We start from the raw sequence: 24,856 nt of genomic DNA, 5'->3' as shown, positions 1-24,856 counted from the left end.
CTGAGTCTGCACCTCCGGCGGCTACTCCGGGGCAGGCCGTGTGCCTGAGTCTGTGCTCGAGCCGGTGGTCGGAACGAAGTTCCAGTCGAAGGACCCGTCGGGCCGCAGTGTCAGCTTGAGGAACCCGTGAGTATCGCTGAACCGCTTCACGATGTACGGCGGACTGCTGGTGAAGGGGCGGAGGCCTATGCCTCCGGTGGAAACCTGGAAAGCGGTGATCCCGTCAGGTACGCACTCGTCGTCGTTGCTCACCGGACATGACCGTTCATAGTTGTGCTGCGACCCGGACAGGGTCAGACGGACCCGGTGCTTCCACATCACATCGATCCATGGCTTGTGGTCGGCCGCGCGCTCATGTTCATCGGTGTTCGACGTGAAGTATGGCTCGTGATGTACCACTGCCAGGTGCTTGCCAGCGGCCTTGGCAGCGGCGAGGTCCTCGTCCAGCCACGTCGTCAGCTCCTGTGCCCGCCCGGGGTTGTACTCCCAGTGCGCGGAGGACAGGAACGCGAAGTGCCAGTTCCCAAAGTCCTTCGAGTACGGTTCCCCGTTCCTGATGAACCCGCGCTCCTGGTTGATCGCGGCCTTCTTTCGCGACCCCCGGCATTGGCCATTCATGAAGTTGTCCAAGTCTTCGTTGCGGCCGGGTTCCCAGTCGTGGTTGCGGCCGGTCACCCAGTACAACTTGGGCATCGTGCCGCCCCACAGCGGCGTCCAGTACTCCACGTAGTCCTCGCAGTACGCGGTGTCGTACTGGAAGTCCCCGAGCCCCAGGAACGCGTCAATCTCGTCGTTCTCCACGAGCTCGGTGATGGCTTCAGCGTTCCGGCCCGACGGGCTGTCAGTTGAAGAGGTCTTGACGCCGTTCATGTCGCCAACGGCGGCGATCCGGACATCACGCGCAGGGGATGCGGACTCGGGCGGCTCGGGATCGCCGGTGCAGCCCGCCACAGAGACGGTTGAAAGGACTGCGGCAATTGTGGCCACGCTCCGGAAGGCTGTCAGAGGACGCTTACTCATTACCGTTCACCAGACGGAGTCCCCGCTGGAGGACAACGTCGCTGCCGCCGTCGACATGCCGGAGACCCACCCCAATCGCACGTTCACCCCGCTGCTCGAGCAGCTCTTTGGTCGCCTTGCCGATGCCTGAGGCGGCGCCAGTGCTAACAGAGCTACGGGGCATTGTGCCTTCTTTCCCTGTCCTGATGCGGTCGGCTCCACTCTGCATGCCAGTCCGGAGCCCGGCCAGAGTCCAAAGGCCCTGGTGACGGCAACGTGCCCCGGAATGCTGGACTCCGGGGCACTTTTGGCATGAAGGGATCTACCCCATGACAAGGTTGAGGATAAACAACAGCGGGATGGACCCCGCCCACACAGCCGTGGTGATGCCCGACCAGCCGCGAAGCGCTGCGGTGCCTTCCAGCCCGGTGAACCGGGTAACCACCCAGAAGTAGGAGTCATTGAAGTAGCTCAGGATCATGGACCCGGCGGTGCAGGCCATGGCGGCCACCAGCGGGTCGATGCCTAAGGTGCCCACCAGCGGAGCTGTGACGGAGGCGGCGGTGATCATGGCCACGGTGCCGGAGCCCTGGGCCAGCCGTACCAGGGTTGCCACGAGGAAGGGCACCAGGAAGGCCGGCAGGGCGGTGGCAGCAATGGCTTCAGCCAGTGCGTCGCCGACTCCCGAGCTCCGGAGCACCTGTCCCAAGGCGCCGCCTGCGCCGGTGATCAGCAGGATGAGGCCTGCGGAAGCAGCTGCTTCGGCAAACCAGTGCTGAACCCTGCCCCGGGGAGTCCACCGCGGCAGCAGCACGTAGACGGCAAGCAGTACGCCGATGATCAGGGCGATCACCGGGTTGCCGATGAAGGCGAAAGGAACAACCCAGGCGGACGGCACGTATTCGCCGCCGACGACTCCCTGCGCGTTCTGGTCGATGGCGCCCGTCACGGTGTTCAGCACGATCAGCAGCAGCGGGACCACGAGGGGCAGGGAGGCGAGGAACGCCCCGACCCGGTGCGGCTTGGCTCCCTCGGGCGGGGTGCCCAGGTCCAGCTGGGGATCGGCGGGAAGGTCCCTCTGCGCGGGGTCGTCGGCGTCGTCGTCGGCGGCGGTTCCCGTGCCCCCGTGGTGGGGTCCTTCACCGGCGCCCACCAAGGCAGCACGGCCGTAAACCGCTTCGCGGACCTCCTCAGTGATGGAGTTTTCGAGCTTGGGTCCCATCCACTTGGCGTAGCCCACGGCAATGGGGAGGAGGAGCACGGTGAACACCAGGCCCGTGAGGATGACCGCGCCCAGGTCCGTGCCAAGCAAACCGGTCACGGCCAGCGGACCGGGCGTCGGCGGCACCAGGTGGTGCGTCAGGGTCATGCCAACCCCGAGCGCCAGGGCCAGCGTCACGTAGCCGGCGCGCTTAACCCGTGCGATGGACCGGGCCAGCGGGTTCATGATCACGTAGCCGGAGTCGCAGAAGACCGGGATGGACACCAGGGCACCGACGGTACCCATCGCCCAGGGTTCCCTGCCCTTGCCAAAGAGCCGGAGGAAGGCGAGGGCCAGCGCGTTGGCGGCGCCGGACACTTCCAGGATCTTGCCGATGGCCACGCCCAGGCCGATAACGATGCCGATCGAGGCAAGGGTGTTGCCGAAGCCTGTGGTGATTGCTTTGACGATGTCGAGGGGGCTTTGGCCAGCCACGAGGCCTGTCACCAGGGCGGCAATGAGCAAAGCGACGAATGCGTCGAGCCGGGTGCGAAGGACGAGCACGACAATGGTCGCGATGCCCAATACCAGCGCAAGCAGTAGTTGTATATCCACGTTGATGTACTCCTTGGGGACAAGAGCCCGGGCGCGTTGCCCGGCTGCTCCTCGAAGGGTGTCAGTGCTTTTTTGGAATTGACTCCATCGAGTGACGAGTGCCACACTAGCGGGACATAAGACATCTGACAAGCCAAGGGAGGAGAAATGCCGGTGGGCCGCCAGACACTTGCGGATTCTGTGTTCGTGGATTTGCTGGAGCGCATTCTCTCCGGAGACATCCCGCCGCAGGCGTCACTGCCCGCGGAGGCAGAGCTGGCAAAGACTGCCGATGTAAGCCGGCTGACGGTGCGCGAGGCACTGAAGACACTGCAGGCCCAGAACATCGTGACGGTGCGGCGTGGCCTGGGTACCTTTGTGAATCCCCCCGACGAGTGGACAGGGCTGGAAGCCATCCTCCGTGCAGCAGCCCGCGGCACCGGGAATGACGAGGCAGCGCTGAAGCTTCTCGAGGTCCGCCGCATCATGGAAACGGGGGCTGCCGAATTGGCGGCCCGCCATGCCACGCCTCAGCATTTTGCGGCCATGGAAAAGGCGATTTCGGACTTGGAGGCGGCCCACGAGGCCGGCGACCTGGACGCCGTGACCCTGGCGGACCTGGCCTTCCACAACGTGGTGTTCAGGGCCTCGGCGAATCCGTTCCTCCCGGCGCTGCTGGGCCAGCTGGGCCACCTGCTCTACACCACGCGCCGGGAAACATCAGCGTTCCCGGAGGTCCAGCGCCATGCCCTGGAGCACCACCGGCTGGTCCTGGCGGCGATCGCCACGGGTAATCCGGAAGAGGCCCGCAAAGCCATGGACGAGCACATCAACCAGACCTACGACGACTACGCGCGGTTTATCAAAGCACGGAAATCCAACACAGGAGTTGAAACAGCATGACCGAGACCACTTTCCCCGCAGCACGCACCGCCGTTCTGACCGGCGCAGCTTCAGAACGCGGCATCGGACGCGCAACAGCAGACCGGCTGGCCCGTGAAGGATGGAACATCGCCATTTTGGACATCGACGGTGAAGCCGCGGCTGTGGCTGCCAAGGAGATCGGGGACAAGCACGGGGTGCAGGCTCTGGGCCTTCAGACGGATGTATCGGATGAGGAGTCCATTGATGCTGCCATCGGCAGGGTGGAAGCCGAACTGCCTCCCATCGTTGCCCTGGCAAACATCGCCGGCATCAGTTCACCGCGGCCCTTCATGGAAGAAACCAAGGAAGGCTGGGAGCGGGTCTTCGCGATCAACATGACCGGGACATTCCTGGTGACCCAGCGCGTACTTGGGGGCATGATTGACCGGAAACTTGGCCGGGTTGTCAGCATTTCGTCCATCTCCGCCCAGCGTGGCGGCGGCACCTACTCCAAGGTCGCGTACAGCTCGGCCAAGGCCGGCATCATCGGGTTCACCCGGGCGCTGGCACGGGAAATGGGCGAACACGGGATCACTGTCAACTGCATCGCGCCGGGGCCCGTTGACACGGACATCATGGGCGGCACCCTGACGGAAGAGCGGAAGAAGGAGATGTCCAAGGACATCATGGTCGGCCGGGTTGGAACAGTGAAAGAAATGGCAGCTCTTATGACTTTCCTCATGGGTGAGGACGCCGGCTTCATCACCGCCGCAACGTACGACATCAACGGCGGACTGCAGGTTTCCTAAAGCGGTTTCGGGATCGCCCGGCTTCCGCGGCGATCCGATCCCTCCGCAAAAGTACGACGGCGGTGCGGCCGGCATGTCTGCTGGCCGCACCGTCCGTGAGAGAGCGTCACGCCAAAACCGGCGTTAAGTGATAGAGCGTCGCCAAAAAACCCGCGTTAGGTGAGAGAGCGTCACCGGAAAACCGACGTTAAGTGAGAGAGCGTCCCGGGGTTTGTGTTTGGGGAGTTAGGGGCTAGAGGGAGGCGCCGCCGCAGATCACGTAGTTCTGGCCTGTGATCGACTTGCCGTGCGGGCCCAGGAGGAATGCGGCGAGGGCTGCCACGTCCTCCGGGTCCACAAGGGCTCCCAGGGCCGGCATGCGTACTGGGGTGGCGGCGCGACCGGGGTCGTTCAGCATCGGGGTGTCCGTGGGACCCGGGGAGAGCACGTTCACTGTGATCCCGCGCGGCGCCAGTTCCTGCGCCCAGGTCCGACCGAGCCCCATCAGCGCCGCCTTGGTCGCGGCATAGTGGCTCTTGCCCGGCGACCCCGTGGAGGTGCGGCTGCCCACCAGGACGATCCGGCCGCCGTCGGGCATGGACGGCACCAAAGCATTGGCCAGCACGGACGCCGCCGCCACGTGCACCGCAAACATACCCGCCAGGGCGGCGGGCTCCAGATCCCCCAGGTGCGCGGTCCGCTGGAAGCCTGCGGCGTGCACCAGGGCATCGGCCGGCTGCAGCCCGGCCACAGCGTCAGCCAAAGACTCGGGCTCGGACAGGTCAGCCTGCAGCCACTCGAACTTCCCGTCCAGCGCTGATTCGGTGCGGCTAAGCCCGGTCACGGCCCACCCGTCGGCGAGCAGGTGCTGGGCTATCGCCTTGCCGATTCCCGAGCTCGTGCCGGTAACAACCGCGTGCTTCTGTGCGCCGTCAGCCGTATCAGTCATTGATGGAGCCGTCTTCCAGGCCGCCCGGCGTCTCGGTGCCCTCGTACGCCCACTGCGGGTCAACCCGGACGAACTTGATGGCCTGGCGGAAGTACGTGTAAGCGATGTTTAGGGAACCGTCCGGGCCCTGGTGGATGGACGGGTAGGAGTATTCGCGGTTGAGCCCGTCGCGGGAGTTGTTGGACAGGCAGTACCCGTCCCCCACATCCAGGTTCCGGCGGATGGGCCACGAGCGGCCGGAGTCCTCGGAGATGGCCAGCGTCATCGGCGAGCGCGGTGTGCCCCAGAACGCCTTCCGGGAGCCGTCATCGGCAACGGCGGCAGCATCCGGCTCGGCCAGCTGGCCCTGCTCCTCGGCCAGGCCGTCGTCGTCAATTTCGTCGTAGAGGGACAGCCGCCGCTCGGTGTTCTCCTGTGCCCGGCTGTGGTTGTACACCAGGGCCAGGCGGCCGTCCGCGAGCGCGGTGAACTGGATGGATGAGTTGTTGTTGGGCAGCTCGGTGGGGACGGGCTCGCTCCAGGTGGAGCCGTCGTCGGTGGAGCGGGATTCGTAGATTGAGTCGGCCCAGCGGCTGCGGAACAGGGCCAGCAGAGAGCCGTGGGCCACGGGCTGGATGTTCATGTGGACGCAGCCCACGCTTCCGGGCAGGACGTGCTCGCTCCAGGTGGCGCCGGCGTCGTCGGAGATCATCACGGCGCTGTCGTCGCTGTTGCCCACCCACTTCTCCCCCGGCACGGTGATGCAGCGGAAGATCGGCACGATCAGGCGGCCGGACGGCAGCACCACCGGCAGCTGGCGGACGAACACACCGCCGGTCTCGTTGGCGGGGAACAGCGTCTCCACCTCGCCCCAGGTGCGGCCGCTGTCCGTGGAAATACGACGGCGGACCTCGGCGGTGTCCTGGTTGCCCGCCTTCTGCGCGGTGTACAGCAGCCAGAGCAGGCCGTCGGGGGCGGTGAACAGGATCGGGTTCTGCTCTGACCTCGTCGAATCATCAGAGAGCTGCTGCGGTTCGGACCACTGGCTGCTGCCGGGTTCAAGGGCGGAGAACCAGATGGAGATGTCCGGCACGCCTTCCTGGGTGCCGCCGAACCAGACGCAGCCGAGGCGGCCGTCGGGCAGGGTGAGCAGGTTAGCGGCGTGGCTCTGCACCGTGGGGGCCGGCAGGTAGGCATAGTCGGCGCCGTCGGCCCGCTTCACCTGTCCGTCCGGGGTGATGGTGCTGTAGGCGTCGGTGGTGGTGTTCTGCATAAGAATTAGTCCTTCTTGGTGGCAGCGTCGAGGTGTGACTTGGCGATCTGTTCCAGGTGCGTCAGATCGGAAGCGATGGTGGCGAAGGTGTAGCCCTGGGCGAGCCGCTGCGCTGCAACGGAACCGGCGGCGGTGTGGATGCCGGCGGCGATGCCCGCGGAGGCTGCGGCCTCGGCGATGGCCTCCAGCGCGGCGTTGAACTCGGCCTCAACCTGCGGGTCACCAGGGAACGCCCCGCCCACGGCGATGGTGAGGTCCGAGGGTCCCACGTAGATCGCGTCCAGGCCCGGGGTGGCGCAGATTTCCTTGACGTTGGCCAGCCCCTCCGGCGTCTCGATCATAGCCAGCACCAGCGTGGTGCCGTTGGCGTCGGCGGGCTTCGGCCCGATCCGCAGCGCCGAGCGCATCGGACCGTAGGAGCGACCGCCCATCGGCGGGTACTTGGCGGCGGCCACGGCTGCGGCGGCGTCCTCGGCATTGTTGATGAGCGGGACGATGACGCCCACTGCGCCGGCGTCGAGTGCCTTGCCGATGGCGGTGAAGTCGTTTGCTTCCACCCGGACCAGGCCGACGGCGGTGTGCCCGGCGTCGATGGCCATCAGCCCGTTGAGCACGCCCGAGTAGCCGAGCAGGCCGTGCTGCGCGTCCAGGGTCACGTAGTCATAGCCGAGCCGGCCGATGCGCTCGGTGGCCACGGGCGCGTCCAGCACTGCCCAGTAGCCCACCGCCTGCTCACGGGCGCGGATCTTGCGGGCGAATTCGGTGGCCAGTTCGGAGGTCATCAGAGTCCTTCAGTCAGTCGGTTCAGCAAGGGTTCAGTAAGGCAAGTGTCAGCGGTTGTAGGCGGGCATTGGGCCGCGCAGCGAGGTGCCCACGGCGTCGCAGGTGTCCCCGACGTCGGTTGGCAGCGGTCCGTTGGCGACGGCGGCGATGTTGGCGCGGAGCTGTTCCACCTTGGACCCGCCCAGCAGCATGGACCCCACGCCCTGCCGGTAGGCGAGCCAGCGCAGGGACAACTCGGCCAGGGAAATCCCGGCGTCCGAAGCGATGCGGGAGAGCTCGCCGATCGCGTCGAACAGCTGCTTGTCCCAGTACCGCTGCGTGTACATGGCGGCGAGCTTGGAATCGCCGTAGCGGCCCTCGGTGGGCTTGGCGTCGAAACTGTGCTTGCCGGTGAGCAGGCCGCCGCCCAGCGGGTTGTAGACCATTGTGTGCACGTTATGGGTGGCGGCGAACTCGAGGTATTCCTCCTCCAGCCGGCGGGCCACCAGGTTGTAGAGCTGCTGCGCGACGACGGGCTGCGGCGCCCCGACTTCCCGCGCCGTGTGGATCACGTCGGCGATCTGCCAGGCGGCGAAGTTGGACACACCCAGCGCGCCGATCTTTCCCTCCGCAACCAGTTCGGCCACGGTCGAAAGCGTCGAGGCCAGGGGCGTCGCCCGGTCCGGCTGGTGCAGGTAGAACAGGTCGATGCTGTCCACGCCGAGCCGGCGCAGGCTCCCCTCAACGCTGGCACGCAGCCCGGCGGGCGAAAGCGGCGAATTGGAGCCGGTGTCTGCGTGGGGCATGCCGGCCTTGGAAGCCAGGATGACGCCGTCGCGCTTTCCCTTCAGGAGCCGCGCGAGCATCTCCTCGGTGACCCCGCCCACGTAGGCGTTGGCGGTGTCGATGGTGGTGATGCCGGCGGCGAGCGCCTCCTCCACCATCCGGCCTGCGGTGGCTTCGTCGACGGTGTCACCGAAGGTCATGGTTCCCAGGACCAGCCGGGAGATGGGAAGTTTCAGGCCGTCCACCTGGGCGCCTTCGGGCTGAGTGCTCATGCGTTGATTCCTCGTGGTTGCGTTCGTTGGAGAGTTAGGAGCTGAGCTGGTTCTACTGGTTCGTTAGGGCCAGCGAGCGGACAATGTGCCGCGGCTTCAGGCCAGTCATGGTGGAGGGGTCCAGCGCCGCGCGGCGGAGCTTGCGGGTGTAGTCCTCCTTCGGGCTGGTCAGGACGGAGGCGGTGGAGCCGTGTTCCACCAGCTTGCCCTTCTGCATCACCATGACGGTATCGCTGATTTCCTGCACCACGCCAAGGTTGTGCGAGATGAACACGTAGGTGATGCCGGTTTCGTCCTGGATGGACTTCAGCAGCCGCAGCACCTGGGCCTGCACGGAAACGTCCAGGGCGCTGGTGGCCTCGTCGCAGACCAGCAGCTCGGGCTTGGAGGCGAGCGCGCGGGCGATGCCGATGCGCTGGCGCTGGCCGCCGGAGAACTCCCCCGGGTGCTTGTCCAGGGACCGGACGGGCAGGCCCACCTGGTCGATCAGCTTCGCGGCCGCCTTGTGCCGTTCTGCCTTGGACCGGACGCCCTGCAGCTTGAGCGGCTCGGCCACGATCTCCTGCGCGGTCATGTGCGGGTCCAGTGAGCCGTACGGGTCCTGGAACACCATCTGGAACTTCGAGCGCAGCGGCCGCAGCTTGGACTCGCTCATGGCCGCGATGTCCGTGCCGTCCAGGGTGATGCTGCCGCTGGTGGGGGTCACCAGCCGCATCAGTGCCTTGGCCACGGTGGACTTGCCGCAGCCGGATTCACCCACGACGGCGATCGTCTTGCCTTTGTCCACGGAGAACGAGACGTCATCCACGGCCCGGAAGGTGCCGCCCGGCACGTGGTAGTCCACCACCAGGTTGTCGACGGCGAGGAACGGCTTCGTCATGGCTTTGCTCCGGTCTGGGTCAGGGCGGGGTCAGTGGTGGTGGCGGAAGAACCGCCGGAAGCGGCGTGCGCACCGCGCGCATCAGCGGGCGTTTCGTCCCACGGCCCCAGCACCGGCACTGCGGCCAGCAGGGTGCGGGTGTACTCGGTGGCGGGATGGTCAACGATCTGCTGGACCTCCCCGGACTCCACAAACGAGCCGTCCTTCATCACGTGGATGCGGTCCGAGATGAGCCGGGCCACACCAAGGTCGTGCGTGATCATCAGGATGCCGATGCCGCGCTGTTCCTGCAGCTCCAGCAGCAGATCCAGGATGCCGCCCTGCACCGTGACGTCCAGGGCCGACGTCGGCTCGTCCGCCACCAGCAGCTGCGGCTCGGAGGCCAGCGCGATGGCGATCAGCACGCGCTGCAGCATGCCGCCGGAGAGCTGGTGCGGGTACTTCTTCAGCTGCTTCTCCGGGGTGGGAATATGCACCTGCTCCAGCAGCCGGACGGCCCGGGCCTGCAGCGCGTCCTTGTCCTTGGCGGAGGCGGCGCCGGCGATCCGGATGGCCTCAAACAGCTGGCTGCCGATCGAATGCACCGGGCTCAGCGCCGTCATGGGATCCTGCGGGATCAGGGCGAGGGTCTTGCCGCGCACCTTGTCGATGGCCTTGGGATCGGCGCTGATGTCGACGCCGTCAATCAGCACGGTGCCGGACAGTACCGCCAAATCCTCGGGCAGCAGGCGGAGGATGCCCATCGCCGTCGTGGATTTTCCGGAGCCGGACTCGCCGATGATGGTGACCGTCTCGCCGCGGTGGATGCTGAAGCTGACGGAGTCAACGGCGCGGATGATGCCGGCGTCGGTGATCAGCTCCACCTGGAAGTCGCGGACCTCCAGCAGCGGCTGCTCCCTGAACGGAGTCTCAGTGGCAGCGTTCATGTCAGGCACCCTTCTTCTTGCGGCGGGGACGGTCGCGCAGGCCGTCGCCCAGCAGGTTGACGCCCACCACCATGAGCACGATCACCAGGCCGGGCAGGGTGACCATCCACCAGGAGGTGGTGATGTAGTCCTGGCCGTCGGAAATGATGCGGCCCCAGGTGGCGAAGGGCCGCTGCGGGCCGGCGCCCAGGAAGGACAGCGCGGATTCGAGCAGCACGGCCTGGGCCAGCAGGAGCAGCACCACCAGGGTTGCCTGCTTGATTACGTTGGGGATGATGTGCTGGATCAGGATCTGGATCTTGTGCAGGCCCAGAATCCGGGCGGCGGAGACGTAGGGCTTTTCGCGTTCCACCAGCACCATGGAGCGGGTGAGGCGGGCAACTTCGGGCCACTGGGCGATGGCGATCACGAACGTGATCACCGGGATGGAGGGGCCGAACAGGGCCACCACCAGCAGCAGCATCATGAGCAGCGGCAGGGACATCTGGGCTTCGAGGAGGCGGGAGACGATGGTGTCCACCCAGCCGCCGTAGTAGCCGGCGGCCGCGCCGAGGATCACGCCGATGGCGCCGGAGACCAGGACGGCCAGCAGGCCGATGGTCAGGGAGACCTGGCCGCCGTGCAGCACCCGGGAGAGCAGGTCGCGGCCCAGCTGGTCGGTGCCGAACAGGTGCCCGTCCGTCAGCGGCGGCAGGCGCCGGGCGGAGAGGTCCTGGAAGTTGGCGTCCGGCAGCGGCAGCACCTGGGCCAGGATGATCGGGATGATCACCAGCAGGGTGCAGACGGTGCCGATGATGAGCTTCCACTGGGCGGATTTACGACGGCGGGTGGCGCCTGCCCTGGCGATGTCCGCCTTGGTGACGGCGGAGGGGCTGGGCTGCCGGGCCGGTTGCGCTGCAGCAGGTGTTGCTGTGTCGAGGCTCATGCTGTTGCCGCCTTTCCAAGACGAACACGGGGATCAAGGAGCGGGTAGGCGAGGTCGATCAGCAGCTGCACGGCCACGGCCAGGAGCGCTGTGACCAGGACGGTCGCCTGGATGAGAGGGTAATCGCGGGTTTCGAGGGCCCGGACAATGAGAGAGCCGACGCCGGGCCAGGCGAACACCACTTCCACCACCACCACGCCGTTGAGCATCGCGGCGAACCGGGTGCCCAGGGCGGTGAAGACGGGAATGGCCGAGTTGCCCATGGCGTAGCGCCAGGTCAGCACCGAGTTCTTGACCCCGCGGGAGCGGGCCACGGTGAGGTACGGGGCGGCGAGGTTGTTGGTCATTTCGCGCCGGACCATGCGGGAGATCAGGGCGATCTGGAGGATGGCGATGGTCACCGTGGGGAGGACCAGTCCGCCCCAGGTGGCGAAGCCGGAGGCCGGGAACAGCGGGATCAGCACGGCAAAGCCGGTGAGCAGCATGATGCCGGTCCAGAAGTCGGGCATGGACTGCCCGGCGATGGTGAGCACGTTGACGCCGAATTCCTTGCCGGTGTCCGGGCGGCGGGACATCCACACACCCAGCGGGATGGCGACGACGGCGGTCAGCAGGATGGCCGACGTCGCCAGGGTCAGGGTGTACGGCATCCGTTCGAAGACCACCTGCATGGCGGGGGCCTGGAAGGAGTAGGACTGGCCCAGGTTGCCGGTGAACAGCTGCTGGAGGAAGATCCAGTACTGCTCCAGCACGGGCCGGTCCAGGCCGAACTGCTCCCGGACCGCGGCGAGCTGTTCGTTGCTGGCCAGCGGGCCGGCGTAGGACACGGCCGGATCGCCGGGGGCCATGCGGATCAGGATGAACACGGTGGACACCGTGAGGAACACGGTGAGCAGGCCCTGTCCCAGGCGCTTGAGGATGTAGTTCGTCATGGCTTAGGCCTCCAGCCGGACATCAACGAGGGGGTAGGAGTTAGTGGGTGCCAGGTTGATGTTGGACACCCGCTCCCGGTGGGCGAGGACGGACTTTGGGACGAACGCCCAGGCGCAGGGCCAGGTGTCCCACACTGCCTGCTGAGCTTCGTTGAGCAGTTCGGTCCTGCGGGCCGGGTCCGCTTCGGCGGAGGCGGCCTGGATCTTGGCGGTGACCTCGGGGATCACGTAGCCCTGGTAGGTATCGCGGGTGGCTTCCTTTTCGGGGGTGCCGGCGTACATGCCCTGCAGCATGGTGATGGCCAGGCCTGTGGGGCTGGGGTAGCCGTTGCCGAGGAGGTCCCAGTCGCCCTGTTTGCCCTGGCGCCAGGCCAGGATGTTGCCGCCGGGTTCGAACTGCTGCAGTTCGGCCTTGACGCCGATCTTGCCGAACATCTCCACCAGGGCCTCCATCACGGAGGTGTCGGAGGCGAACTCGCCGGTTTCCCAGATGATCTTCAGGGTGAGGTCCTTGACGCCTAGCTCGGCCAGGGTGGCCTTGGCCTTTTCGGGATCGTAGACGTACTCGCCGGTCTTGTAGTAGCCGGTGAGGCTGGAGGGGGTGACGCCCTCGGCCTGGGTGACGGAGTCCACCAGCACGTCGCGGACCAGGGACTCGCCGTCGATCGCCATGCTCAGTGCCTGGCGGACACGGGGATCGGCCAGCGGGTGGCCGGCGGGCTTGCGGAAGTTGAAGAAAATCTGGTTCAGGCGGAGGCTGGACGCTTCCTGGAGTTCGACGCCGGGAAGTCCGGCGAGCTGTTCGCGGGAGTCGGGGGTTATGGAGTCGATGACGTCCACCTCGCCGCTGCGCAGGGCAATGACGCGGCTGGATTCCTCGGGGAGGAACCGGACTTCCACGTTGTCCACCTGCGGGGCGGGGCCCCAGTAGTTCTCGTTCCGGGCCAGGCTGTAGGTGCCGGCGCCGCGGTTGAACTTGGTGACCACGTACGGGCCGGTGCCCAGGCCTTCCTGCAGTTCCTCCGGCTTGTTCTGCGCGGCGGGGGTAATCAGGATCATGCTCATGAGCGAGTCCAGGATAGGAATCGGCTTCTTGGAGACCATCTTGAAGGTGCGGTCATCCACCGGCACCACCTCGGGGAATTCGGGGAAGAAACCGGCCACGAAGGAGCCCTGCACCTGCTGGTACATCTTCAGTGCGGTGGCAACGTCCTCCACCTGCACGGGGCTGCCGTCCGAGTAGCGGATGCCTTCGCGGAACCGCACGGTCCATTCGGTGGGTCCGGTCATTTCGAAGCGTTCGGCCAGGACCAGGACGGGCTTGGTTTCGGGGCCGATGGCCGTGAGGCCCTGGCGGACGGCGCGCTGCACGGTAACGGCGGCGTCGAACTGGTTGAGCTTGTTGTCCAGGCTGACCAGCGACCGGTTGAGGGCCAGGGTCAGGGTGCTGGGTCCGGGAAGGCCGGTGGGGCCGGCACAGCCTGTGAGGCTGCCGGTGCCCAGCAGAAACCCTGCGGCCGCGCCGAACTGCAGCAGGCGGCGGCGGGAAATCTCACTTCCTTGAGGAAGAACGGTCATCGTTGACCTCTCGGTAGATCGGGGGACGGCTGCCGGCCGGACTGGCTGCGCCGAATGTTGTGTCCATCACTTTGCCACTCCTGCGCAAATTGCGCAACCCCTCTAGCGCGATCCGCGCAACCGTGTCATGATGATGGGGAGCTTCCCGCTACATGGCGGGATCCAGCCGACTACGGACGAGAGGAGCAACGTGGCTTCCGTATTTGTGCAGGCCGACGATTTCTCCGGCGCCGCCGAGGTTGGCTACTGCTTTGTCCAGCACGGGCTCTCCGCGCAGGTCCTGCTGGGCGCGGGCAAAGCTTCGGAAACGCACGACGGCGGCCCCTCCTTCAGAGGCTCCGCCACCGACGTGGTGGTAGCCGATACGCACTCCCGCGGGCTTGCCGAGTCGGCCGCCGAAGCGCTCGTGAAGGAAGCTTTCTCCGGTCCCGCAGCTTCGAGTGCGCAGGTGATGTTCAAGAAGGTGGACTCCCTGTGGCGCGGCAACATCCATGGCGAAGTGGCAGCGCTGACAAGCCTCGGTTTCCATGCTGTTGTTGCGGGGGCACTCCCCCAGCTGCAGCGTTCCGTCGTGGACGGCCGGCCGCTGGTGACCGGCACTCCCCTGGCGGAGACGGACCTGTGGCAGGCAGAACTTTCGGCACCACCGGCCGACATTCCATCCCTGCTCCGGCCGGAGAATCCCGCCTCGGTGCGGACACTGGGCCTGGCCGCGGTCCGGTCCGGTTCGCTGCCTGGGGAACTGTCCGCGCTACTGGAACCCAACCAGTCGCAACTGCTGGTGACAGACTCCGAGACGGTCCAGGACTTGGAGCACGTGGTGGACGCGGTGCTGGAACTGGAGTTCCACGCCGGTGGCCGACCCATTGTGCTGGTGGGAACGGGCGGGGCGGCCGATGTCCTCGCACAGCGACTCGCTGCACAGCTTGCGCGAAATGCGCAAACTGCGACACAGGCCGACGCAACCACCGCAGAACCGCAGGAAGCCCCAAGGCCGGTGCTCGCCGTCGTCGGCTCTGCCTCCAAGACTGCCCAGGCGCAGCTGGCCCGGCTCGAGACCCAGGGCTTCACCGTGGTAAGGCTGCACCCGCTCTACGCCGGCGCCAAGGATGCTTATGCTCCCCAACTGGCCCATGTTATAGACGCTTTAAGGGCAGGCAACCCCGTGATCATCACGCTGGCGGCCCAAAAAGTGGACCCGTCTGCATCAGCCCGCATCGTGCAGGCCCTGTCGAAGTTCGCCGCCGAGGCAGCGAAGGCAACCCCCACTGACCTGATCCTCACCGGCGGTGAGACGGCCCGGGAAGTCCTGGACGCCGTCGGCCGCCACAGCCTGCTGCCGCTCGCGGCCGTGCAGCACGGGGCCGTGCTCAGCCGTGCCGATGACGGGACGCTGGTGGGCACCAAGCCCGGCAGCTTCGGTGACGACCTGGCCCTCCTGCAGCTTTACGACGAAATCCGGGAGCGCCGCGGACAGCCCGCGCAGGCTCCCACCACCAACCTTCCCCCGCTGGACCAACCCTCTGGAGCAGACATGACAACCGAAGCAAGCAAGACCGAGCAGAACGAACTCCCCTACGTGGCCGTGACCATGGGCGACGGGGCCGGGGTGGGGCCGGAGGTGGTGGTGGCCGCCGTACTGGATCCGCAGAGCAACGCCGAGTGCCGGCCCGTGGTGATCGGCGACGCGCTCCGCCTGCGCCAGGCCGCTAACGTTCTGGGGATCGAGGCGGACATCCAGAGCATTGAAAACGTGGAGGACGCGGTGTTCACGCCGGGCCGGGTGAACGTGATCGATCTGGCGCTGCTGCCGGAGGACCTGCCATGGGGCCAGCTCTCCCCCGTGGCCGGGCACGCCGCATACGAGTACATCCGGGTGGCCAGCGAGCTGGCGATGGCCGGGAAGGTGCAGGCCATTTGCACCGCGCCGCTGAACAAGGAGGCGCTGCACGCGGCCGGTCACATCTTCCCCGGGCACACCGAACTGCTGGCGCACCTGACGGGCACGGAGGAAGTGTCCATGATGCTCTCCACGCCCAAGATCCGGGTGATCCACGTGACCACGCACATCGGGTTGATGGACGCCATCCGCAAGATCAACCCGGACCTGGTGGAGCGCACCATCCGCCGCGGCCACGAGGCGCTGGTGCGGGCGGGCATCCCGAACCCGAAGATCGGCGTGTGCGCCATCAACCCGCACGCCGGCGAGAACGGACTGTTCGGCCAGGGCGAGGAAGCGGAAAAAATTGAACCGGGCGTGAAGGCGGCGCAGGCGGACGGGATCAACGCGGTGGGCCCGCTGCCGGCGGACACGCTGTTCTTCCTGGCCGGCCGGGGCGATTACGACCTGGTGGTGGCCATGTACCACGACCAGGGGCACGGGCCGGTGAAGGTGCTGGGCATCGAGGCCGGCGTGAACATCACGGTGGGCCTGCCGGTGATCCGCACGTCCGTGGACCACGGCACCGCGTTCGACATCGCCGGCAAGGCGATCGCTGATTCCCGGTCGATGGTGGAGGCGCTGCACCAGGCCGCGGAAATGGCCACGCGGCCTGCCGTCGCCGTGTAGGCGTTGCTGCGGGGACTGGGCGGGGGCCGGAACTAGCATGGTAACCACTGCCACGGGAAGGAGACCGGGAATGCTGAGCGCAAACGCGCGGCGCGAGGAGATCTACCACCTTGCCGTGACCACCGGGCTGGCGTCCGTGGAGGAACTCTCTGCCCGGTTCGAGGTCACCGCGTCCACCATCCGCCGCGACCTGGCTCTCCTGAACGGGCAGGGCAGATTGGCCCGCACCTACGGCGGCGCCATGGCCCTCGGCGCGCACCCCGAAGCGTCGCTAAGGCAGCGCACCGGCGAGGCGTTCGAGCAGAAGCACGCGATCGCCCGCTGGGCGGCGTCCGTGATCGTGCCTGGGGAGAACATCCTGCTCGACGCCGGCTCCACCGCAGGTGCCCTGGCCCACGAACTGCGCGGGTTCGATCGCTTGTCCGTGACGACGCCGGGCATCAACACTTTGCAGGAGCTCGCCGACTCCGAGGGCATCGAGGTGGACTGCCTGGGCGGCCGGCTCCGCGCTGTTTCGCAGAGTTTTGTGGGGCCGCTGGCCGAGGCGGCGCTGGAGCGGATGAGCTTCGACCGGGTGTTCCTCGGCGCCGACGCCGTCACCGCCGAGGACGGCATCTGCGAGGCGGACCACGCCCAGACCCGCCTCAAAGAGCTCATGGCCCGCCGGGGCCAGGACGTGTACGTACTGGCGGATTCGTCCAAGCTCGGCCAGCGGCCGTTCCACGCCTGGGCGCGGCTGGCCCTGCCCTGGACGTTAGTTACGGACGACGGCGCCGACCCCGCGCAGGTGCAGAAGTTCCGGGACGCGGGGATACAGGTTGAGGTGGCAGCCGTCAGCGGCTGAGTCTCCGGGGATCTCGTCTAACCGGCGGTCGGCCGGATAAAATGGGAAATGGTGCTCTTCCCCATCATCGGGCTCCTCCTCTGGATCGTATGTCTTGCTGGTGTCGTGCTGATTTGCGGCGCCAGCTGGGCGTTGGGCAAGACGGTCTGGTGGTTCCTGGATCTCCCGGACAAACTCGACAAGCAACATTCGAAGGCCTTCAGACCGCGGACAGCCCCGCCGCCGTCGCTACGGCCCCAGCCGCACAAAGCCCCGGTCCCGGGACGCCCCCCGCCGCCGCCAAAAGCTCCCCCGTCTCCTGTCCAGCCCGGACCCTACGACTCGTCCGACATTTGGCCCAAATGGACCCCCGCCTACCGGCTGTACAAGGATCGGGAACTGGCCATCTGGCAGGAGCAGTTCGACGCCCTGAACTCCCGCGAGTAAGTCCTGCCTGTATACAGCTTGCCTAGGTCAAGAGAAACGCCCTGTGGGCACTGATAGTACGATCTCCCTAGTTTCTGACGGAGCGCAAGCTTCACAGATGAGGACGAGTTGGGGGACGAATCATGCCGGAACTGAAGCGCATCTACTGGACACGGATAGGCCTACGCCTTGCTTTCGTGGCCATGGTTGTATGGTTATTTGCCTCAGCCTTCCTCGCGCTCATGCCCAAGGCGGACGTGAGCGCCGCTGCGCGTCCATCCTCTGTGGCAGAGGTCCTGCGCGGCCTGGTGGATAACGTCGTCGCGGCAGCTACCCTGCCAGCCGTTTTCACCGTCCTCGTCATCATCATCGCCGCAATCACTGTTGCCCGCGATGTTCGCCGCCGGGATCCGGTCCGCCGCTTTACGCGTCAGCAGCGTCGCGAGGGTATGGCCCGGGCCGGCGGACAGTGTGAGATGGAGGCAGGATTCCGGCGGCGTTGTTCGCGCCCCGCTGAACACGGTGACCATTTCTATCCCTGGTCCAAGGGCGGGTCCACCCGCCTGCAAAACTTTGTGGCCGCCTGCGCCAGGTGCAACCGCGCCAAGGGTGCCAGGATTCCGTCACCGGGCCAGCAGGCAAGGCTGGAACGACGACGGCGGGACTACCTTCCGCTCGAGTCTTCCGTCAGCGTCGGGGAACGGCAGCCGCTCCGCTGACGTCGTGCTCGGGCAATACAAAGCCTGAAACTTCCAGCGCCCCGTTAGGGGTCAAGCCGCCGGCGCAGAAGGCAGAACTCGTTGCCCTCGGGGTCGGCTAGGACGTGCCACTGCTCGTCGCCCGTCTGCCCGACGTCGGCTGGGCGGGCACCCAGGGCAAGCAGGCGTTCCAGTTCGGCGTCCTGGTCCCGGTCCACCGGGTTCACGTCGATGTGCAGGGGAAGGCGCCCGGTACGCGGGTTGCTGCTCGGGCTTAGGATGATGGTCGGCTGGAGGCCGCCGAACCCGGCGTTCGGCGGGCCGATCTCGATGGCGCCGTCCTCCCTGTCGAGTTCGACATACCCGAGGACGCCGCACCAGAACTCCGCCAGGAGTTCCGGATTGGCGCAGTTGAGGACCAGTTCGCTGATACGGGAGACCATGGACCCCAGTGTACGGAGGACCGGGCTGAAGAGTCAGGGTCGGGCTCTTCGTGAACCGGTCAGTAGAAGTCGGCTGCTGTTTAAGGCGTCTTAGGGCTTGGTTCAGAGGTTGGGTCCCGGGATAGGAAGGCTGGAGAGGATGCGTCTACAAAGAGCCAAACTCGTCGATGAGATGGACGGACCCACATGCACGCCGTACTCGAATACACCTACGAGGACAACTACCTTCAAACCCGAGAGAAGTACCGCTCCGATCACCTCAGGGCAGCGTGGGAAGCAGTCGAACGGGGCGATCTTTTACTGGGTGGAGCCGTTGCCGACGGACTCTTCACCGGGTTGCTCATCTTCACAGGCGGGAACGCACTTGACGCTGCAAAGCCTTTGCAGCCGCCGATCCCTATGTCACCGGCGGCGTCGTGACATCGTGGACAGCCCGCCCTTGGACAACGGTGGTCGGAAAAGAAGCGGCCGCACCCGTTCGCCCCTAAAGCTCAATCTCCTCCTCACCGCATGCCAGGACCGCTCTGCCGGGCTGTCCAACAAACGCATCAGACGTTGCACTAGGCTGGAGTCCCCGGACCCACCACCAGCAAGTGAGGCATAACGTGCACCAGGACGCCGCCCGGTTCCTGTCCCAGCCGGTGGCCGCCCAGCCCGGCGCCCCCCTGCGTGTGGCGGTGTACTCCCGGGTCGCCGAAGCCATCCGCAACGGCCTCCTCACGCCCGGCTCCATGATCCCCACCGAAACGGAGCTCGGCACGGACATGAAAGTCAGCCGCACAGTTGTCCGCGAAGCCCTCATGCTGCTCGAGGAGGACGGGCTGATCAGGGCAAGGCGCGGCGTCGGGCGCTTCGTTTCTGACACGCTCCCCCGCATCGGCATCGAACGCATCCAGCCCTTCGAAGACGTCCTGGGCAGCCCGGGCCAGCAGGCGGAGGTCAAGCGCACCCAGGTGGTCCGGCAGGCCGCCTCCGAATTCGTCGCCCCCGGCATCGGCGTCGATCCCGGCAGCGACTGCTGGCTGTGGGAATCAGTCCTGATTCGCGACGGCGAGGCCATCGCCCACTTGCAGGAGAACGTCACGGCCCAGCCGGTCAGCTTCGGCAAGGGCGCCGCCGCGCCCCTTGAGATAGAGAACGACGGCGGCACCACCTTGCTTGCCGCGCTCAACAACCAGCTGGGCAGGATGGCCGGGCCGGGCGAATGCCAGATCAGCCTCAGCCAGGTGGGACCCAGCCGGGCGAAGCTCCTGGACCTGCGCCCGTCCGACCCCGTGCTGGTCCTGACCCAGTACGTCCGAAACGGCAACCAGCCCTTTTACCTGGCCAAGTGCCTCGTCTCGACACGGGCCGGGCACCTCTCGGTGATGCAGCAGTTCCAGTCCTGAAGCCGCCGTACCGTTCACTTATCGCGCGAGGATGCAACAAGCCCCACCTCGCGCGGGCATATCGGCCAAGGCCCGCGACTTGTGCCTGTGCCAAGTGCTGGTTTCTGGCTAGGTCCCGCTGGGTAGGCTACTTCTACAACGAGAGAAACGCCCGAACGAAACGGAGACGCCCATGCACGCAGTGCTCGAGTACACGTACGAGGACAACTACCTTGAGACCCGCGAAATATACCGCGCAGACCACCTTCGGGCGGGATGGGAAGCAGTCGAAAGGGGCGAACTCCTGCTGGGTGGGGCCGTTGGCGAAGGACCGTTCACCGGGCTGCTGATCTTCACCGGCGAGAACGCGCTTGAGGCCGCACGAGCCTTTGCAGCTGCCGACCCCTACGTCACCGCTGGGGTCGTGACCTCGTGGACCGCCCGCCCCTGGAAAACGGTGCTGGGAAAAGAAGCGGCAACGCCGGTTCGCCCCTAGACCCGGAGACCGATAGACCCGTAGCCCGGTGGGAACTCGAGCTCTGCCAAGAGGATGAGCCTCACCCTCTGAAGCCCTCCAGCCATTCGGCAAAGTCCAGCGCCAGCGCATCCCAGCCAGGGGCTGCGACCACCTGGACGGACAGCGGCAGGCCCTCGGTTGACCACGCGACGGGCAGCGAAACAACAGGGGCGCCGACCATGGTCACAGCCCTGCATTGGCCCATGATGTCCCAGCCAAAGATGGACTGTCCGTCAATGTCCAGTTTTCCGGACACGTCGCACGCCGGGCCGCCGGCCACGGGCAGGAGGACGATGTCTGCGGTATCGAAAATTGCCAGGTCCCGTTGTCTTGCCTGTTCGGATTCGGCGACAGCCGCTTCGAGTTGCCCTGCGGGAGTCTGCAGGGAGCGCTCGATGACGTCGAGGTTCGCGGGAAGGACCAGGTGCTCACGGCCTGCGACAGCCGCGGCGTGATCAATCATCGGATCAAGAGGGCGGAGCCGGTTATAGGCTGCCAGCGATCCCGCAAACAGATCCGGTACCTGGGTCAGTGTCCGGACCTCCGGCGCGACCTGTTCCGCCACTGCAGCGATCATCGCTGACACTTCACGCCGTACCGGCCCCAAAGCGGACCCGTCACTCCATGCCACCGCAACGTTGCCGGGGACCGCCGCGCCAGGCAAGGTCCGAACGCCGGGACGAACATCCGAAAGCACTCCGAGCGCGGTCCGCAGGTCCCGCACTGACCGTGCGAGCGGCCCAATGACTTGCGTGGCGGCTTGAAGGCGGGCAGCGGGCGGGAACGGGTCGCCGCCTCCGTACCAGCCGCCGGCTCCCGGGACGATGCCAAGGTCCGGAACTGTATCCGGGGTGGGCCGCAGGGCAGTGATACCCACGCATTGCGCCGGCCACCGCAGGGATCCGCCGTAGTCGGTGCCCAACCCCAGTGCCGATATGCCGGCAGCGACGGCTGCAGCCTCTCCCCCGCTCGAGCCACCCGCCGTCGCACCGGGAAACCGGGAATTGAGCGTCCGGCCCCCGACGGCGCTCTCGGTGATGGCACCGAACGCAAACTCGGGGCAATTGGTTTTCCCAATCACTACCGCGCCCGCCTCCTGCAGACGCCGCACCGCAGTGGCAGTGAAGGTGGCAACATTTCCGGCGTAGGCGGCACTGCCGCCGGTCAGCCTCAACCCTGCCACAGCGATGACATCTTTGACGGTCAGGGGAACACCGGCGAGCGGCCCCGGATCCTCCCCGCGGGCCCGACGGCGGTCCACCTCCTTGGCGGCACTGGCAGCGCCGTCCCAGTCTTCCTCGATGAACGCGCACATGTCGGGAGCTGCATCGGCCCGTGACCGCGACTCCGCCAGGACGCTCTCCGCGGAGGCCTGACCGGCGCGAACTGCGGAGGCGACCGCCATGGCGTCACGAAGCGCAGTCTCCATGGACCGAATGTATCAGCACGGTCTCGACCCGAAGCGCGCTTCCGCTGCGTTCGCCGGAACACGTGACTGAAGGCCCGGCTGCGGCAGCAGCCAAGCCTCGGGGTGCTTAACTGCCCCTCGACCTCGTGCAGATTCCAGTCCTAGGACCGGACCTCCTGATCTGCAGCGATAGACTCGGCGATCTGCTTGATCGCGGCGAGCGTTACCGGGATGCCGTGGAGCGCCTGCCGGGTGCGGTCAGCGATCTGCTCGGGGGCCTTGTCACCGAACTTTTCCTCGAACATGGCTATCCCGTCCGGTAGGAATTCCCACGACTCGGTCAGCGTCGTCCCTGCATCAGCCGGAGCCATGCTGAAGCTCCAGCGGACGAACTTGCCGCCCACCACCCAGGCGAACTCGCGGCCGCGCTCCGCTGCCACCACCTGCGACCGCGTCTCCCAGGTCCTGTGGGGCAGTTCGTTGCGCCCCGTGAACCAGGCTCCGATGTGGCCGGCGCTGTTCTCATCGTCCCACCAGCATGATGTACAGACCGGGCTCCACTCGCCGGTCCGGGTGATGTCGGAAACCAAGTCGTAGACCGTCTCAACCGGTGCCTGGACCGTAACGGACTCCTGGTACTGGCGAGTGCTGCTCTGGTTCATGGGTCCATCCTCACTGAAAGTCACTTCTTCTGCCGCCGGCTGCCGCCGTGCCAGTCCTCCTGCGTGCCGACCGTACCGGCGGAGACTCCGAAGGCGGGTAGCTGCGGCTGCTCACGCACGCTTCGCTTGAGTTCGGCGAAACCGGGGAAGCGTGCCAGCCCGACGACATGGTCCCACAGCTCGGCGGCCGACTCTTCGTCCGGCAGCCGGCTGATCACCGGCCCGAAGAAGGCCACGCCAGTTGGCGGCTCAAAATGGATGATGGGCGTGCCGACATCCTTACCCGTCAGCGCCAGCGCCTCATCTGTCTCCTGCCGGATCTCCTGGTCCCAGGACTCGTCGTTTAAGGCTCCCGCCAGCGACAGAGGCAAGCCGGCCTCGGCGAGGATCGGCTCAACGAACTCGCGCGTCCCGCGCTGCTCACGCACCTCACCTTCGGTGAGCTGGTTTACCGTGTCGGGGGCAACTTCGAAGATGTGCGTCCCGAACGCCTCATACAAACGGGCGATCGACTCGCGGCCATGCTCCGCCCGTGCCTGGGCCGCCACCCGCAGGAGCCGGAGGCCGGCCGTGTGCCCGGCCTCGTACTCAGGCGGGAAATGGGCGTCATAGTCAACGTTGGCGTTGATGAGCCGCAACGAGATGAACCGCCAGTCGACGCTGTATCCGCGCTGCGCCTGCACCATGCGCACCCACTTGCTGGTCATCCAGGCAAAGGGGCAGACCGGATCAAAATAGAAGTTGATGTCGGCATTCACCCGTCCACCTTTACACCGGCTAGTGACTTGGGTCGAATCGGTTTCAGACTGCAGCCCGGACACTGCGGGGTGGCTTTCGCGGCGCTGTTCGCAGACTGTGAGCATTTTTCGAACCGCGGGAAGAGTGGCTCAGCTCGATTCCCGCTGCTGCCGGTGTGCAGCCGGGCGTTCGAGTCCCAGATGTCCGCGCAGGGTTTCCGCGGTGTAGCGGCTGCGGAAGAGACCTCGGCGCTGCAGTACAGGGATCACGCGGTCAACGAACTCCTCCAGGGAGTCCGGCAGCAGCGGCGGCATCAGGTTGAAGCCGTCGGCGGCATTTGAAGAAAACCACAGCTCAATCTGGTCGGCGATCTGCTCCGGAGTTCCCACCATGGTGCAGTGGCCTCCGCCCGCGGCCAGCCGGCCCAGCAGTTGCCGCACCGTGGGCTTTTCCGCTTCGATGATCCGCAGGATCGTGGTGTAGCGTCCCTGCGGGCCGGTGAACTCGATCGCCGGCGGCAGGGCCGGAACAGGGGCATCCAGCTCCCACCCGCTGCAGTCCTGGCCAATAAAGGTGCCAAGCTGCGCCAGCGAGTGCGCGGCCGGGAGCAGCGCGTCCACCTCGGCCTGCCTGCGGCGGGCCTCCGCCTCGGTAGTACCAACGTAGGTGACCAGGCCCGGCATGATGGCGACCTTGCCCGGGTTCCGCCCGGCCGATGTGATCCGCCTTTTCATGTCGGCGTAGTAGTCCTGGGCGGAGGGCAGGTCATAGGCCACAGCATAAATCCCCTCGGCGTACCGGGCCGCCAGATCGCGTCCCTGTTCGGAGGCGCCTGCCTGGAACAACACCGGCCGGCCCTGGGGCGGCCGGGGTACGGTCAGCGGGCCCTCCACCCGGAAATGATCACCGGCGTGGTGCAACGGCTGCAACGTGTCCGGATCCGCGTAAAGGCCGGCGCGGTCCATCACCAGCGCATCGTCAGTCCAGGAGTCCCAGAGCCGCCCGGCTACCTCGATGAACTCGGTAGCCCGCGCATACCGTTCCCCGTGGCCGGGCATCGCTTCCATGCCGTGGTTGCGGGCTTCGGCGTCGAACATGGACGTCACCACGTTCCAGCCCACCCGGCCGCCGCTGATGTGGTCAAGGGATGCCAGCATCCTGGCGGCGTGGAAGGGCGTGTAGAAGGTGGTGGATACGGTGCTGACCAGCCCGATCCTGCTGGTGGCACGCGCCATCGCGGCCAGGGCGGTCAGGGGTTCCAGGAACCACCTCGGTCCCTGCTCCGGACTGCCCACGCTGTGGCCGTCGGCAAAAAACACCGCATCGAAGAGCCCGCGTTCGGCGCTTTGCGCCAGTTGCTCATAGTAGGCAATATCGCCAAGCTGCTCCACCTGCGAGTCCGGCCGGCGCCAGGCGGCTCCGTGGTGGCCGCAGCCAAAGAGGAAGGCGTTGAAATGGAGTTGGCGCTGGGTCCCGTCCGTGTCCTGCATGGCCTAC

The 24,856-nt window shown here is 66.5% G+C and carries 25 protein-coding genes and 1 pseudogene; 10 read left to right on the top strand and 16 right to left on the bottom strand.

Annotated features, from left to right (window positions below; all coding sequences use genetic code 11):
* Nucleotides 1-21: 21 nt before the first annotated feature.
* Nucleotides 22-987, bottom strand: a complete 966-nt coding sequence (locus FDW84_RS08275; protein WP_240721438.1) for a metallophosphoesterase family protein — start codon at nt 985-987, stop codon at nt 22-24.
* Between FDW84_RS08275 and FDW84_RS19695 the strand changes: the two genes are divergently transcribed.
* Nucleotides 980-1,150 carry a hypothetical protein gene (locus FDW84_RS19695; RefSeq protein ID WP_240721437.1) on the top strand — a complete coding sequence of 57 codons (171 nt, stop codon included), beginning with the start codon at nt 980-982 and terminating at the stop codon, nt 1,148-1,150. The genes FDW84_RS08275 and FDW84_RS19695 overlap by 8 nt on opposite strands.
* A 171-nt stretch (nt 1,151-1,321) precedes the next feature.
* Here the strand turns inward: FDW84_RS19695 and FDW84_RS08265 are convergent, their stop codons facing one another.
* The gene (locus FDW84_RS08265) at nt 1,322-2,815 is read right to left on the bottom strand and encodes a GntP family permease (RefSeq protein ID WP_171046722.1); all 1,494 of its coding nucleotides are present in this window, start codon (nt 2,813-2,815) and stop codon (nt 1,322-1,324) included.
* A 147-nt stretch (nt 2,816-2,962) separates the two neighbouring features.
* Here FDW84_RS08265 and FDW84_RS08260 point away from each other — a divergent pair, with 147 nt between their 5' ends.
* On the top strand, nt 2,963-3,697 hold the full coding sequence (locus tag FDW84_RS08260) for a FadR/GntR family transcriptional regulator (RefSeq protein ID WP_371419149.1): 735 nt from the start codon (nt 2,963-2,965) through the stop codon (nt 3,695-3,697).
* Complete coding sequence (locus FDW84_RS08255; protein WP_138608393.1) at nt 3,694-4,467, top strand: SDR family NAD(P)-dependent oxidoreductase; 774 nt, start codon at nt 3,694-3,696, stop codon at nt 4,465-4,467. Before FDW84_RS08260 ends, FDW84_RS08255 begins: the two co-directional genes overlap by 4 nt.
* Before the next feature lie 232 nt (nt 4,468-4,699).
* Here FDW84_RS08255 and FDW84_RS08250 read toward each other — a convergent pair whose 3' ends face one another.
* Genes FDW84_RS08250 through FDW84_RS08210 form a run of 9 tightly spaced genes read right to left on the bottom strand, consistent with a single transcriptional unit; the run spans nt 4,700 to nt 13,708 of the window.
* Complete coding sequence (locus FDW84_RS08250) at nt 4,700-5,395, bottom strand: SDR family NAD(P)-dependent oxidoreductase (RefSeq protein ID WP_138608391.1); 696 nt, start codon at nt 5,393-5,395, stop codon at nt 4,700-4,702.
* Nucleotides 5,388-6,647, bottom strand: coding sequence for a sialidase family protein (locus FDW84_RS08245; RefSeq protein ID WP_138608389.1), 1,260 nt, complete (start codon nt 6,645-6,647; stop codon nt 5,388-5,390). Before FDW84_RS08245 ends, FDW84_RS08250 begins: the two co-directional genes overlap by 8 nt.
* Nucleotides 6,648-6,652: 5 nt before the next feature.
* On the bottom strand, nt 6,653-7,429 hold the full coding sequence (locus tag FDW84_RS08240) for an HpcH/HpaI aldolase family protein (protein ID WP_138608387.1): 777 nt from the start codon (nt 7,427-7,429) through the stop codon (nt 6,653-6,655).
* A 48-nt stretch (nt 7,430-7,477) separates the two neighbouring features.
* Nucleotides 7,478-8,467, bottom strand: coding sequence for an aldo/keto reductase (locus tag FDW84_RS08235; RefSeq protein WP_138608385.1), 990 nt, complete (start codon nt 8,465-8,467; stop codon nt 7,478-7,480).
* Between the two features lie 52 nt (nt 8,468-8,519).
* Nucleotides 8,520-9,347, bottom strand: a complete 828-nt coding sequence (locus tag FDW84_RS08230; RefSeq protein WP_138608383.1) for an ATP-binding cassette domain-containing protein — start codon at nt 9,345-9,347, stop codon at nt 8,520-8,522.
* Nucleotides 9,344-10,273 (bottom strand): ABC transporter ATP-binding protein, encoded by a 930-nt coding sequence (locus FDW84_RS08225; protein ID WP_138608381.1) that lies wholly within the window; start codon nt 10,271-10,273, stop codon nt 9,344-9,346. The genes FDW84_RS08230 and FDW84_RS08225 overlap by 4 nt, the downstream gene beginning before the upstream one ends.
* A gap of 1 nt (nt 10,274) precedes the next feature.
* Nucleotides 10,275-11,198: an ABC transporter permease gene (locus tag FDW84_RS08220; RefSeq protein ID WP_138608379.1), complete on the bottom strand. Its 924-nt coding sequence runs from the start codon at nt 11,196-11,198 to the stop codon at nt 10,275-10,277.
* A complete protein-coding gene (locus FDW84_RS08215; protein ID WP_138133905.1) occupies nt 11,195-12,130 on the bottom strand; it encodes an ABC transporter permease in 936 nt (311 codons plus the stop codon). Before FDW84_RS08215 ends, FDW84_RS08220 begins: the two co-directional genes overlap by 4 nt.
* Nucleotides 12,131-12,133: 3 nt before the next feature.
* Nucleotides 12,134-13,708, bottom strand: a complete 1,575-nt coding sequence (locus tag FDW84_RS08210; RefSeq protein ID WP_138608377.1) for an ABC transporter substrate-binding protein — start codon at nt 13,706-13,708, stop codon at nt 12,134-12,136.
* 190 nt (nt 13,709-13,898) lie between these two features.
* On the opposite strand from FDW84_RS08210, the gene pdxA reads away from it, so the two are divergent.
* The 4 genes from pdxA (at nt 13,899) to FDW84_RS08190 (ending at nt 18,245) form a co-directional block, all read left to right on the top strand.
* Nucleotides 13,899-16,277 carry a 4-hydroxythreonine-4-phosphate dehydrogenase PdxA gene (gene pdxA, locus FDW84_RS08205; RefSeq protein WP_138608375.1) on the top strand — a complete coding sequence of 793 codons (2,379 nt, stop codon included), beginning with the start codon at nt 13,899-13,901 and terminating at the stop codon, nt 16,275-16,277.
* A 70-nt stretch (nt 16,278-16,347) separates the two neighbouring features.
* Nucleotides 16,348-17,121, top strand: coding sequence for a DeoR/GlpR family DNA-binding transcription regulator (locus tag FDW84_RS08200; protein WP_138608373.1), 774 nt, complete (start codon nt 16,348-16,350; stop codon nt 17,119-17,121).
* 48 nt (nt 17,122-17,169) lie between these two features.
* On the top strand, nt 17,170-17,547 hold the full coding sequence (locus tag FDW84_RS08195) for a hypothetical protein (RefSeq protein WP_138608371.1): 378 nt from the start codon (nt 17,170-17,172) through the stop codon (nt 17,545-17,547).
* Nucleotides 17,548-17,669: 122 nt separating this feature from the next.
* On the top strand, nt 17,670-18,245 hold the full coding sequence (locus FDW84_RS08190; RefSeq protein WP_138608369.1) for an HNH endonuclease: 576 nt from the start codon (nt 17,670-17,672) through the stop codon (nt 18,243-18,245).
* Between the two features lie 44 nt (nt 18,246-18,289).
* On the opposite strand, the gene FDW84_RS08185 is transcribed toward FDW84_RS08190, so the two are convergent.
* On the bottom strand, nt 18,290-18,667 hold the full coding sequence (locus FDW84_RS08185; RefSeq protein WP_138608367.1) for a VOC family protein: 378 nt from the start codon (nt 18,665-18,667) through the stop codon (nt 18,290-18,292).
* A gap of 186 nt (nt 18,668-18,853) precedes the next feature.
* Between FDW84_RS08185 and FDW84_RS08180 the strand changes: the two are divergent.
* From FDW84_RS08180 to FDW84_RS08170, 3 genes and pseudogenes are all read left to right on the top strand, one after another.
* Nucleotides 18,854-19,155, top strand: a pseudogene (locus tag FDW84_RS08180) (YciI-like protein).
* 117 nt (nt 19,156-19,272) lie between these two features.
* The gene (locus FDW84_RS08175) at nt 19,273-20,055 is read left to right on the top strand and encodes a GntR family transcriptional regulator (RefSeq protein WP_138608365.1); all 783 of its coding nucleotides are present in this window, start codon (nt 19,273-19,275) and stop codon (nt 20,053-20,055) included.
* A 172-nt stretch (nt 20,056-20,227) separates the two neighbouring features.
* A complete protein-coding gene (locus FDW84_RS08170; RefSeq protein ID WP_138608363.1) occupies nt 20,228-20,530 on the top strand; it encodes a YciI-like protein in 303 nt (100 codons plus the stop codon).
* A gap of 61 nt (nt 20,531-20,591) precedes the next feature.
* On the opposite strand, the gene FDW84_RS08165 is transcribed toward FDW84_RS08170, so the two are convergent.
* The 4 genes from FDW84_RS08165 to FDW84_RS08150 all read right to left on the bottom strand — a co-directional run bounded on the left by FDW84_RS08165 (nt 20,592) and on the right by FDW84_RS08150 (nt 24,849).
* On the bottom strand, nt 20,592-21,980 hold the full coding sequence (locus tag FDW84_RS08165; protein WP_138608361.1) for an amidase: 1,389 nt from the start codon (nt 21,978-21,980) through the stop codon (nt 20,592-20,594).
* 140 nt (nt 21,981-22,120) lie between these two features.
* A complete protein-coding gene (locus FDW84_RS08160; RefSeq protein WP_138608358.1) occupies nt 22,121-22,621 on the bottom strand; it encodes an SRPBCC family protein in 501 nt (166 codons plus the stop codon).
* 20 nt (nt 22,622-22,641) lie between these two features.
* Nucleotides 22,642-23,379: a mycothiol-dependent nitroreductase Rv2466c family protein gene (locus tag FDW84_RS08155; protein WP_138608356.1), complete on the bottom strand. Its 738-nt coding sequence runs from the start codon at nt 23,377-23,379 to the stop codon at nt 22,642-22,644.
* A gap of 129 nt (nt 23,380-23,508) precedes the next feature.
* Nucleotides 23,509-24,849, bottom strand: a complete 1,341-nt coding sequence (locus tag FDW84_RS08150) for an LLM class flavin-dependent oxidoreductase (protein ID WP_138608354.1) — start codon at nt 24,847-24,849, stop codon at nt 23,509-23,511.
* Between the last annotated feature and the right edge of the window lie 7 nt (nt 24,850-24,856).

The organism is Pseudarthrobacter sp. NamE5 (genome assembly GCF_005796225.1).
Classification (GTDB): domain Bacteria; phylum Actinomycetota; class Actinomycetes; order Actinomycetales; family Micrococcaceae; genus Arthrobacter.
Note: the sequence above shows the minus strand (reverse complement) of the source record. Positions and strands in the feature narration are given on the sequence as shown.